The sequence below is a fragment of the Methylotuvimicrobium sp. KM1 genome (genome assembly GCF_044788715.1).
Classification (GTDB): domain Bacteria; phylum Pseudomonadota; class Gammaproteobacteria; order Methylococcales; family Methylomonadaceae; genus Methylotuvimicrobium.
Genome location: NZ_CP173170.1, coordinates 727,126 through 738,937, shown reverse-complemented (window position 1 = coordinate 738,937; position 11,812 = coordinate 727,126). Strand labels below are relative to the sequence as shown.

13 protein-coding genes are annotated in these 11,812 nt (G+C 50.2%); 2 read left to right on the top strand and 11 right to left on the bottom strand.

The genetic code is table 11. The features are described 5' to 3' along the window. The 6 genes from ACINK7_RS03270 to ACINK7_RS03245 all read right to left on the bottom strand — a co-directional run bounded on the left by ACINK7_RS03270 (position 1) and on the right by ACINK7_RS03245 (position 5,963). Complete coding sequence (locus ACINK7_RS03270) at positions 1-627, bottom strand: MxaP protein (RefSeq protein ID WP_404359871.1); 627 nt, start codon at positions 625-627, stop codon at positions 1-3. A gap of 602 nt (positions 628-1,229) precedes the next feature. Continuing rightward, positions 1,230-2,246, bottom strand: coding sequence for an AAA family ATPase (locus tag ACINK7_RS03265; protein WP_404359870.1), 1,017 nt, complete (start codon positions 2,244-2,246; stop codon positions 1,230-1,232). Positions 2,247-2,435: 189 nt separating this feature from the next. Next, a complete protein-coding gene (locus ACINK7_RS03260) occupies positions 2,436-2,720 on the bottom strand; it encodes a methanol dehydrogenase [cytochrome c] subunit (protein WP_014149864.1) in 285 nt (94 codons plus the stop codon). Between the two features lie 17 nt (positions 2,721-2,737). Then, positions 2,738-3,211 (bottom strand): cytochrome c(L), periplasmic, encoded by a 474-nt coding sequence (gene moxG / locus ACINK7_RS03255; protein ID WP_404359869.1) that lies wholly within the window; start codon positions 3,209-3,211, stop codon positions 2,738-2,740. A 16-nt stretch (positions 3,212-3,227) separates the two neighbouring features. Continuing rightward, a complete protein-coding gene (gene moxJ / locus ACINK7_RS03250; protein ID WP_404359868.1) occupies positions 3,228-4,073 on the bottom strand; it encodes a methanol oxidation system protein MoxJ in 846 nt (281 codons plus the stop codon). Between the two features lie 81 nt (positions 4,074-4,154). After that, entirely contained in the window at positions 4,155-5,963 is a 1,809-nt protein-coding gene (locus tag ACINK7_RS03245; protein WP_404359867.1) for a methanol/ethanol family PQQ-dependent dehydrogenase, read from the bottom strand. A 307-nt stretch (positions 5,964-6,270) separates the two neighbouring features. Between ACINK7_RS03245 and ACINK7_RS03240 the strand changes: the two genes are divergently transcribed. Together ACINK7_RS03240 and ACINK7_RS03235 are read left to right on the top strand one after the other, a co-directional pair. Then, positions 6,271-6,927 carry a response regulator gene (locus ACINK7_RS03240; protein WP_404359866.1) on the top strand — a complete coding sequence of 219 codons (657 nt, stop codon included), beginning with the start codon at positions 6,271-6,273 and terminating at the stop codon, positions 6,925-6,927. Positions 6,928-7,209: 282 nt separating this feature from the next. Next, a complete protein-coding gene (locus tag ACINK7_RS03235; RefSeq protein ID WP_404359865.1) occupies positions 7,210-7,974 on the top strand; it encodes a CAP domain-containing protein in 765 nt (254 codons plus the stop codon). 177 nt (positions 7,975-8,151) lie between these two features. Here ACINK7_RS03235 and ACINK7_RS03230 read toward each other — a convergent pair whose 3' ends face one another. From ACINK7_RS03230 to ACINK7_RS03210, 5 genes are all read right to left on the bottom strand, one after another. After that, the gene (locus tag ACINK7_RS03230; RefSeq protein ID WP_404359864.1) at positions 8,152-9,759 is read right to left on the bottom strand and encodes an ArnT family glycosyltransferase; all 1,608 of its coding nucleotides are present in this window, start codon (positions 9,757-9,759) and stop codon (positions 8,152-8,154) included. 122 nt (positions 9,760-9,881) lie between these two features. Then, positions 9,882-10,193 (bottom strand): hypothetical protein, encoded by a 312-nt coding sequence (locus ACINK7_RS03225; RefSeq protein ID WP_404359863.1) that lies wholly within the window; start codon positions 10,191-10,193, stop codon positions 9,882-9,884. Between the two features lie 14 nt (positions 10,194-10,207). Then, positions 10,208-10,480, bottom strand: a complete 273-nt coding sequence (locus tag ACINK7_RS03220) for a lipid-A-disaccharide synthase N-terminal domain-containing protein (protein ID WP_404359862.1) — start codon at positions 10,478-10,480, stop codon at positions 10,208-10,210. After that, positions 10,470-11,210 (bottom strand): glycosyltransferase family 2 protein, encoded by a 741-nt coding sequence (locus ACINK7_RS03215; protein ID WP_404359861.1) that lies wholly within the window; start codon positions 11,208-11,210, stop codon positions 10,470-10,472. Before ACINK7_RS03215 ends, ACINK7_RS03220 begins: the two co-directional genes overlap by 11 nt. Before the next feature lie 79 nt (positions 11,211-11,289). Continuing rightward, complete coding sequence (locus ACINK7_RS03210) at positions 11,290-11,805, bottom strand: NADH-quinone oxidoreductase subunit B family protein (protein WP_404359860.1); 516 nt, start codon at positions 11,803-11,805, stop codon at positions 11,290-11,292. Positions 11,806-11,812 lie beyond the last annotated feature (7 nt).

The following is an 11,812-nucleotide window of genomic DNA, read 5'->3' as shown; positions in this document are numbered from 1 at the left end:
TCATTGACTCACGATCAGATAAACCGCGATACCGGTAAAACAACAGTAGCCCGGGGCAGTGTATTTGATCGGCGCAGTCATCAGCAGTTGTACGACGCCTGAAAAACTTTTATCGTCGCGATTAAAAATGGACTCGCCCAACATCCAGAGTGTCGAATTCAGAACGATCAGCACTAGAATCGTAAAAATACCGACATCACTGAATAAAAACGATTTGCTTGCCAGCAAGGCGGTTTTATCGGAAGCATGCAGCAAGTTCGCGAATAAGATGCCGATCATCAATGCGCCCTCGTCAAATGCCACGACGAAAAACGTGTAGGTAAGACGCTGTAAAGGTCCGGCAACTTTTTCGACGGAGCCGAAATAGCGCGTCATGAAGAGAAACGGCAGACTGAAACAAAAAAACAACAAGCCGATATCGGCCAAGAGCACCCAAAAACGGTAGCCGACCGCATCGTTCACGGCGCCGGTGAAATACGCGGCATAAGGCACCGCCGAATAATGATCGAGCGCGCTGGCGATCAGCGCTCCAGCAAAGCCCACGCCGGACCAAGTCAAATACATTTCCACTAAATGACTGACGCCGGCCTTCGGCACAGCCGATTCGATCCATTTTTTATAATTCATCGGATTACTTAGTTAACTTGTTTATTGTTTTTCTGGTTCCTACGGTCCTCCGTAGGAACCCATACCTTTTCTGGTTCCCACGGTCCTCCGTGGGAATCCATACCTTGGCTGCCTTGGCAAGATCGGTATGCATTCCCACGCTGGAGCGTGGGAACGAGGAAAAGAAGGTAGTGAGCGGTAAGCGGTAAAATGACGCAGCATTTAAATCGCTTGTCAAGCGCCAATTTCACCTTTCACCTTTCACCTTTCACCTTTCACCTTTCACCTTTCACCTTTCACCTTTCACCTTTCACCTTTCACCTTTCACCTTTCACCTTTCACCTTTCACCTTTCACCTTTCACCTTTCACCGCTTACTGCTTACCCTTCCCCAAACCCTCACCTGATTAGCAAGTTTCTTCAGCTAAAGCCCAAAGATCAGCATATCCTTAGCAGGACGGGGTTCGCAAGCCATGCGCGTCAAGCTAAAACGGCCACCCCACATCACGCTCTTTCCCAAGCTGGAGCTTGGGTAACAGCATATTTTAGTTTTTGCGACTACGACTAGCCCCTGCTCGGACACTTGGCTTCGGCAAGCTGAAGCATCTTGCTAATCAGGAACCCTCAAGGCGCGGCAATCGCCTCCAAAATTCCGTCGATCAACTCGGGCATCAGCTCGTCTTTGCGATAGGCCATGATCGGATTCAGAAAAATGCGATGCGCCATCGTCACCCGGTAAACCGCTTGCACATCCTCGGGCAGCAATACCGTGCGACTCTCGAGCCAGGCGCGGACTTTCGCGGCGCGGATCAAATAACTCATGCCCCGAGGACTGGCGCCCGCCTGTATCAATTGAGACATATCGACATCGCTCAGACTGATTCCGTAGCGGCCGGGTTCGGCAGCGGCCTTCCATAGTTCGAGCGCGTATCGGCGCAAGGCCGGACTCGGTTCGATCGCTTGTTGAATCCGAACGGCCCATTCGTTGAGTTGATAATAAGGGATCAAACCGCTATCGATTTCGTCGACCAAGACATCGACATCGTGAAAGCGAGTATTGAACATCAGGTCATCCAAGACGGTATCGTCATTCGGCGTCTCGATGCTGATTTCCATTAAAAAGCGGTCGCGCGCGGCGGCCGGCAATTCGAAGGTTTCTTCTTTTTCGACCCGATTGCGGTCGGCGAATACTTGAATATGCGGAAAAAGATATTCCCGATTGAATGCGCCGACGCTACGTTCGGCCATTACGCGCAGCAGCAGCGAGTGCACCTGCGGCCGGGCGCGGTTGATTTCGTTAAAAAAGAAGGTCGAGAGTTGCTCGCCTTGTTTCAACAACGGCCCCGGATCGACGCAAGGCTTGCCGTCGCTGTTTAGATAAGTGTAATAAATCAGATCGGCCGGCATCAAATCGATCGTGCCTTCGATGCGCTGATACTGTCCGCCGAGCCCTTGCGCGACCGCGCGCAGCAAGGTGGTCTTGCCGACGCCGACATTGCCTTCGAGCAAGACGTGCCCGCGCGCGAATACCGCGATCACGATATTTCGGACGGCATCTTGCTGACCGATCACGACCCGGTTGATTTGTTGCTCGAATTGCAGCGCGTTATCGCGCCAATCGCTAAGTAATTTGTCTGTCATGGCAGAAATAAAAAAGGCCCCTATTAGCCTGCAGCTTTCAGGGGCAAAGTCATATTAGTCTTCAAATCACACGATGGAGTCGGCGGCATCGAGATGCCGTCGACTCCTAGAGAGGAATCATATCGGTTATCGAATCCGATATGTGTTCTTGCTTTTATGCATGCGCATAAATCAAGATGTATTAAGTCATTAATTGATTTCTTCTACGTCATAAACAAACCTGCCGGTTTTTGAAAGATGCTCCGTTCGTTTCTGATTGCGGGCTTCCATTTCTTTGATCGACTGCGCTTGCTTATTCAGTTCGTTCGGATCGTGTTTCGGGTCATATTTACTACCCGCTACCTTTTCGGGAAAACCCGGCTTCGGCTCCCAACAAACGCCGGGTTCCTTGCAGTTAGTTCCGTCGTAAGCCATGACGGAAGACGACAAAGAAACCGCGAAACCTGCGGCACTGAGCAATAATGTTTTTTTCATCGTGTTAACCTCGCTGTTTATTTAAGCCATTTGGCTTTACTAGTATCGCCGGTGTAGATGCTGCGAATGAACGCCATGATTTTCAGCATTTCATCGGTGTTGAAGTTGACATATTGCGGCCCCATCATGCCTTGCGCGCCGCCGAATAAAATTTCGAACAAGCCCTTATCGGTCTCACCGCTAGGATAAGTCCAGTAGTCGTCGGCCAAAGCCGGGCCTAGCTTGCCTTCCGCTTCATGGCCGTGACAACCTGAACAACCGGTCATATAAAGACTTTTCCCTTCAGCAATCACTTCTTCGTTACCGTTATAAGGATTTTTTCCGTCTTGCATAAACTGCTTGAACGCTTCGGTATCGCCGCCTTTTTTAGCGAAGCTCATATCCAGCTGTTCGCCGGTAATCGCATTACGCAAAGTAATTTCGGCATGGGCCGCAGTGCTTATCAAAGCCGTTCCGGCCAAAATACCGGCCAATAGTCGTGTTAATTTCATTGTTATCTTTTCCTGTTTATTTTGATGCCAACGCCTGTGCGGGTTCCGAAACAAGTGGTATGCTCTCGGCGCTCAATATTTGATCGATGTCTTGACGGCGCTCGGCCAGCGCCTGATTCAACTGTTCGAGCAATTTAGTATCTTCCTTGCGCACTCCCATTGAAGTGCTGTAGTGAAAGCCGACTTTCTCGCCGTCGGCGCGGACGTTATTGTCCGGAATGACCGCCATCGTCAGAGGCGTCGCGGATTCCTTGACATAGCGAGCAGCGGAAGGACCCCACAACACCGCGACTTCGGCATTACCGGAGGCGACTTCGCCGACCAGCTTCGCCGGATCGTATTTTACATATTGGTTCCGGCGCGACTTGAAGCCGACCAGTTCATGCATATAGTTGAATTGGTCGTTGTAGCGTCCAATCTTGCGCATCATCACTTCAGCCGGAGTACCCGGAATGAAGGCGATGCGCTCGGCATTCATCAATTCATCGCTGTCCCAACCGTGAAGATCCAGTCCGTCCTTAACGCGACTGATAAATACATAACCAGACCGATAATACGGCTTGGTCGTCAGCACGCGCGGGTCGCCGGTATCCATACCTATCACAACATCGCACAAACCTTTATCCAAATAATCGCGCACGAAATAGCGCGCATCGGTCCAATTGACATATTCGATCGGCCGTCCGAGCGCCTCGCCTACGACTTGTGCTATTTTGTTTTCGAAGCCTTCGCCTTTTTTGTTCGCATAAGGCATTTCGTTTTCGGCATTACACACTTTCAGAGGCTCTTCGCTTGCATGAGCCGAAGCCGACACAGCCAAGCCAATAGCCAACGCAGTCAAAATGTCATTCAATTGTTTCATTTAGCCCTCTTTATGTAGGCCGGGTTAACCCCTCGCCTAGCGTTAGGTGAGAGACGTAACCCGACATTCATGCCTCATTTATTACAACGAGAATACCATCACGCCGCCGCCCATTTGGGTGTGATGCGCCAATTCCTTGAACGCACCGACCGCGCCTAAACCGGCCGACGGGTCTTTCAGATCGAAGACCAAACCGACACCGGGCCAACCGCCGACTCCATAGTAAATCGCGACATATTGCTTGCCTTCGTGTTTATAAGTAATCGGATGACCGATCACGCCGGAAGGCAGTTTGAATTTCCATAGTTCTTCGCCGGTTTTCGAGTTCAAGGCCTTGATGTAGCCGTCCAAGGTTCCATAGAAAACCAGATCGCCGGCCGTTGCGGTCGTACCGCCCCAAACCGCGAATTTCTCCTGGACTTCCCACTCGAATTCGCCGGTCACTCCATTCATCGCCTTGACTTGACCCAGCGTGCCTTTCGGTCCCGGATACATGTTCAACGTCGCTCCGACGAAGAATTGGCCGGCCCGATAAGGCAGCATGAACGGTTCCCAGTCCATGCAGATATGATTCACACCCATGAAGAACAATTGCTTGTTCGGATCGTAGGACTCGATGCCTTGGTTGTGATAACCCATTGCCGAAGGACAGATGCCTTTCGCTTCGTGATCCATGCGTGTCGAATATTCAGGATCGCGCACCGGCAAACCGGTTTTCAGATCGACATGCTTGACCCAGTTGACGGTATTGTCGATCTTGAACGCGTTGACCAGATCGCCGTTCTCGCGGTTCAGCGTATAGACGATGCCGTTGCGGTCGGGATGGGTCAGCAACTTGGTCATCTTACCGTTGACCTTCTGTTCGGACAGCCCCATGTAATTGACGCCGGCATAATCCCATTCGTCGTGAGGCGTTTTTTGATAGCCGAATTTGGCTTCGCCGGTATTGATGTCGCGGCCCCAGATCGTCATGGTCCATTTGTTGTCGCCGGGACGCATCGTTTCGTTCCACGGCGCCGGGTTACCCGATCCGTAGTACAGCATTCTCAAGTCAGGATCGTAGGCATACCAACCCCAGTTCGTACCGCCGCCGATTTTCCAGGCATCGCCTTCCCAGGTTTTCAAGCCCAGACCGAACTGTCCGTAATGCGGATTGGCTTTATTGAAGCCTTTCGACAACTTGATGTCTTCGTCGGGACCGGTCGCATAGACGCGCCAGGCTTGTTTGCCGTCCTTGATGTTGTAGGCGGTCGCATAACCTCTGACGCCCAATTCAGCGCCGGAGGTACCGACGATGACTTTATCTTCGGCAACGAACGGCGCCACGGTCAAAGTCGAGCCCATCGCAATATCGGAGTTTTCCATCTTCCATAACAGATCGCCGGTCTTCGCGTTCAATGCGACGACATGGCCGTCCAATTGATTTAAAAAGATCGTAGCCGGATAATCCTTGCCTTGCGGCGCATAAGCCAAACCGCGGTTGACAACGTCGCAACAAGCCACCGCGCGTGCGGCCGGGTTTTGCTTCGGTTTGAATTGCCACAGAATTTTATCGGGATTATTCAGATCGATTGCGAATACATTGTTTGGATAGGGTGAGTGCACGTACATAATGCCGTCGACGACCAGAGGCCCGCCTTCATGACCGTTTAGAACGCCGGTTGAAAATGACCAGGCCGGCTTCAGGTTTTGTACATTCGTAATATTAATATCGTACAACTCGCTATAGTGAGTCGAGCTGTAATCCTTGGTCTGCATGACCCAATTGGTATTTTGTTTAGACAACTTATCTAACGCTTGATTGGCCTGCGCCGGCTGTGACGCGGCCAGCAAGACACTCGACACTAATGCCGCCGCGCCCCAGAGTTCGCGTTTTTTATGGTGTTGCATAATTCCTCCAGATTGATTTTTCGCATAATGTCGGCGCGGCCCTCTAATAATCGCGGTGTTTGTTATTACAACCGGCTTAGCGTGATCAAGGCGCATAACGAATCATTCATAGAGGGCAGCGCACGGACGGTAATCATACGGAAGGAGCGATATACAACGTTACGGAATACGGCACCTAGAACTCGGGAAAAGCGCTAAGAAAGAACCGGGAAATTGTCCCGCATCTTTATTTCGGGAAAAGCTCCCATGGCTTTACCGTTAAATATCCGACATTATTCCCGATTTAATTGTATGGAGAAGTAACAACGTGTCGGATAAGATTGATGTACTGCTGGTGGACGACCATGCCGTGGTTAGGACCGGTTACAAAACCTACCTTTCACTGTCGAGTAGAATCGGCGATATTTACGAAGCCGACAAGGGCGAAACCGCTTGCCAACTCTACACTCAGTATCAACCGAATATTGTCGTGATGGACTTGTCTATGCCCGGCATCGGCGGTTTCGAAAGCATAAGACGTCTAATAGCACGCGATCCGAATTGTAAAATCTTAGTGTTTAGCATCCACAATGAATTGGTCTATGTGACCCGCGCTATCAAGGCAGGCGCAAAAGGCTACATCACTAAAAACAGCGTTCCCGAGACACTAGTCGCGGCAGTCTGCCAAATCGCCGGCGGCGGCAGTTATGTCGAACCCGAACTGGCCCAACAATTAGCCTTTAACATCGCCTCCGAAAAAGACGAATCGGAACAAATCAGGCAACTGTCGCCACGCGAATTCGACGTGTTTTGCTTATTGGCCAAAGGCTATACAACCCGCAAAGCGGCTGAGAAACTCTGTTTGAGCTACAAGACGGTGTGCAACCATGGTACGGCGATCAAGGACAAACTCGGCGTCAAATCGGTCGCCGAGATGACCCTACTCGCTAGCCGGCACGGCATCATAGACAATCTGGCGCATTAATCCAAAACGCCGAAGAAAACTTAATTTGACAGGATTCTAAGTCAACAATTACACTTGCTCTAACACTTAACCTTATTCAGGAAGCTTTGGTTTGATTCGGTCCTGTAATATTAAATTAATCATTTTTAAGTTATAGTCCAAACCACACTCTATTTTATCTAGCACTGTCAAAGACTAAAACATTAATTCACATTGAAGAGCGCTTGTCCCCTCATGAATAGCGCTAAATTTTCAATTACCAACATTTTCATCCAATCATCACAACTCAAATCCAGACACCTTATGAAAAACCTGAAATTTAAGCTCGTAACCCTTTTTTTGGGATTCTTAACAGTACCGACGATTCATGCGGCAAATTTTAATTTCTGGTCTGCCCCCGAACAGGAAGTATTTTTTCTTGTCAATTTGCAGCGTAATTTAAACGGTTTGGATGATTTGACTGCGGACAGCAGACTGCATGACGCCGCGTTAACTCACTCGAACGACATGTCCGCCAATAATTTCTTCAGCCATACCGGCTCCGATAACAGCGATGCCGGCCAAAGAATGCTATCGACCGGTTATAACTGGAATCAACCGGGCGGCGGCTGGGGAGAAAACATTGCAGCAGGATACGGAGTAACCTTTTCCGAGGGCCAATTAACCATGCTACCGGCACAAGAATCGGCGCGACTGGTCATGTACGGCTCGGCCGATTTAAATGAATTGAGTCTTTTCTCTACCAATAACGGTTTACAAGCTTTCAATTCATGGACTGACGTAGGTAACGGCTGGAACAATTCGACTTGGGACGCTTGGGACGTCTTCAAAGGAGAAGACGGCGGCGGCTGGATGGGCAGTTCGGGACATCGTGAAAATATTTTGGTGGATTGGTTTACCGATCTTGGCGTAGGCTTGGTTTTCGATTCCACTCAAGGGGCACCCTATTATGCCTATTGGACACAAAATTTTGCTTCAGGAGATACCGTACCTTTGCCGTCCGCACTGTGGTTATTCCTCAGCGGCATTGCGTTGTTGAATTTATCGAGAAAAACCAAGACTTTCTAGTTGCTTATCTTTAAATCGCCCGGACACTTAACTCCGGGCGAATGGCTTGTTCTTTAACTTTGCTCTTCAAACCGACCAGGCCGGTTTGATGCATTGAAGACAACGAAGACGTTTTAGATACGATACAAACTAACTTTCCTAAATGGCTCTCACGCTTTGCGCACATCCTACACAAGCTTATCGTTCCCATGCTCTGTGTGGGAATTCCGTTAACATTTTATTCGATACAATCGCCATTATCCGACCTCGGAACGGATGATGATAGATAAACAGAGAATCGGGCAATGCTTGTTTGGTCTTGAAAGTTATCACTAAATAGCCATCAGGATGCATCTTTGCCCAATGCATCGGATCGATCGTACTGATCAATCCGGCCTCCAAACGGCCATAAAAATTATATTGGCCGTGGTAAGTACCCAAGTAAGCGACTTCGCTATTTTGCTTGAAAAGATCCGAGGTTTGTTGCGCGGCCTCCCTAACATCGAAGCGTTCTGAACGAATATCGAGCACGCTCAACGACAGTATCACGATCGTCACTAAAGTCCCCACGTTCAAATAGAATGCGGACTCCGCTATGGAATCGATCCTACAAAACCATAAACCGATAGCCGCTAGCAACAAGAGCATGCCCCAAACCGTGGAATAATCCGCCCATTGTTTTTTCCAACTGAAATAGTCGTTGACTATCGGTAGAGCAATCAAGACCACGGCAACGAGCGCGATCGCCACGACGAATACCTGCTGCGATCCTCGCCATTCATCGAATCCGGCATTGTCCGCAACCCTGGAGATCAACAAAGCTACAACCGGAACCAGCGGCAGCAAATAATGCAACTGTTTGCCACTGACTAATGACAGGGCGATGAAAACGGGCAGCAACCAGCTCAGACAGAAACGGATACCGCGATCCCGAAAGGAGAGCGTGTTCAGATTTCGCCAAAGCGGCGGCCAAAAACACCAAGGAACGAGCAAGGCTGGAGAAAATGCCAGATACCACCACCATGCGTGCCGATGAGCGAAGGATTTAACCAGTCGACCCGATGTCTGCCCGAACAAAATCGCTTCGCGATAAATCTCGCCACCGGCGGAGCCTGCAGGAATCGCCCAAGACAACGCAAGCAAGGCGCCAATCAAAATGCCCGACAAAACGCCAAGATACCAGTGGAACCAATTAATCGTTCGCGTATCGCGCCCGACCCACCAAGGAGCCAATAATGCCGGGGGCAGTGTATGCAATAAAATTACCGGCCCCTTGCTCAGTATGCCTCCGCCAATCGCCAAGCCGAAAAGAACCCAGCGACCGATGCTAGGTCCCTGATTCGCATTATGCCAAAGACTCCGAAGGGCGAGCAGGACAAAAAACACCAACAGCACATCGAACATCGTCAGTGTGCAGTAGATCATCCAAAAAGCAAAACCCAGCATGATAAACGGGGCGCTTCCGGCAATATTCGAGCGCTCCGGCCACAACGCTCCGGCCAATGATCGAAGTAGAAAAACCGAAGCCAACGAAAACAACGGCGCCACCAAGCGCGCCGACCATTCGTTGACACCGAACAAGACCCAAGTCAGCTGCATTAGCCAAAACAGCAAAGGCGGCTTGTGACTGTAAGGCTCGCCGTTCAGATAAGGCACCAGAAAATCGTTGCGCGACCACATTTCCCAAGCGACGCCGACATAGCGGGTTTCGTCGATAGGAAACAACGGGCGATCGATCAAACTGGCGCTCGTTAAAATCAGCCAAAGCAAAACAAGCCACTGGCGTGTTGTAAGTAGAGAATACATCGGTCAATTGTGAAGGTTGGGGACGACGCCGGGATTAAGAAAAAAGCTTATTTTTGTGGACCGGATTGGTCGATTACGAAAACTCAGCCGAATGACCCTCAATGCCGCTCAGCCGACTCATCCTAATCTAAGGATTCGGTCATAAATAACTTCCTTATTTTTAATGCAAGGTAAGCAGGTTCGGTTGCTCGATTGACAGGTGTCGGCGGCAGGGCAGATTTTTGCTCCTCGGCAATTGCTCCTGCATCGCCTAAAGCGCCTACTGTTGGTGCCCTAATACACACCATCCATGGCGTAATGCAAAATCTGCATTCATGCCATCCTTGGCAATCAGTCGCCGCCGTCAAGCCTACACGGAAGTATTCACGGCGTCCTGTCGAGCGAGTTACCGAACCCGCTACAAAACTCATAGCACCAGGAAAGTTATTTTTCACGAAATCCTTAGCAACTAGACCACTAATTTTTTTTCGTACACGACAAAATATAAATTGCGCAAATAAATGAATAGCCCGCTTGCCTGGCCGATGATGAAAACCGGATCTTCCTTGTGTATCGCATAAGCCAACAGCGTGATTCCGCCGCCGATGCTGAAATACCAAAACGCCACCGGAAACACGCTTTTTTTCTGGCGCTCGCTTTGCAGCCATTGCACGAAAAAACGCGCCGAAAATAACGCTTGCCCCAACAGGCCGATAGACAGCCATAGTGTTTCATGATCCACGGTAAATCTCCATTACTTCAGGTAACTTGGCGCGATGCTGCAGCCAGATAACGCCGAACAAATCGACGATTCCCACCCATAAACGGTCCAAAGTCCCGTACTTGGAACGCCCCTTCAGCCTCGGCCGGTGGTTGACCGGCTCGGACACCACTTGTCCGCCGGACCTTAGAATCAATGCCGGTAAAAAACGGTGCATGTGGTCGAAATAGGGCAACAACAAATATTTATCTCGTAAAAACAGTTTCAAGCCGCAGCCGGTATCCGGAGTCTTGTCGCCGAGCAAGGCCGATCTGACGCCGTTAGCCAGTTTCGACGTAAATTTCCGCCAGCCGGAATCCCTGCGACGGTTGCGCCATCCGGCCACCATCCATAACTCGGGTAAATTTTGCAATTGGTGTTTGAACACTTGGTGCAAATGCAGAATATCGGCCGGATCGTTCTGTCCGTCTCCGTCCAAGGTCGCGACCCACGGATAAACGGCCGCGCGAATGCCGGTATAAAGCGCGGTGCTTTGTCCGCAGCTTCGGTGGTGACGTATCACGCGTAGCGCTTTGAACGCCGATAGCGCTTTTTCGAGCACTATCGGCGTTTCGTCCCGACTGCCGTCGTCGACGAAGATAATTTCATAATTTTCCGCGGCGACTTGGATCATCGCGGCTTCGATCTCTTGCAGGAGCGGCAATATATTTTCCGCTTCGTTAAATACGGGTACGACTACCGATAATTTCATATGAATAATTTAAAATGATTTTGACAAACCACGAAAAATAGCAAGTTAATAATATGCTTAATTTCTATTTCCACAATAATTATAATATTTTAAGAATGTTTAACAATCCTTGCATCAATTGCAGCGGAGACGGCGGGCATCCGGCGATCGTCGCATCGACCGGCAGGACGTTTTTTACGGCGCCGCAACTGGCGTAGGAGACGCCGAACTCACCGCCGCAAGTGGCGCAATCGCCCGACGCGATCACCCATTTAGGCGCCGGCGTCGCATCATAAGCCCGAAGCAGCGCGGCTTGCATGTGCCGGGAAACGGGCCCTGTCACCAATAGCACATCGGCATGGCGCGGGGACGCGACGAAATGAATGCCGAAACGCTCGATATCGTAATAAACGTTATTCAATGCATGAATTTCCAATTCGCAGCCGTTGCAAGAACCCGCATCGATTTGTCTTATCGCCAGGCTTCGACTGAATTTGCGCTCTATCGCGGTTTTCAATTCCAAGCCGACGGTTTCCAGGAACCGGTCTTTGTCCACGTGCGGAACCGGTTCGGTCAACACACCGGTACTCAATGCTTTAAGATAGAGCCGTAACATAAATACC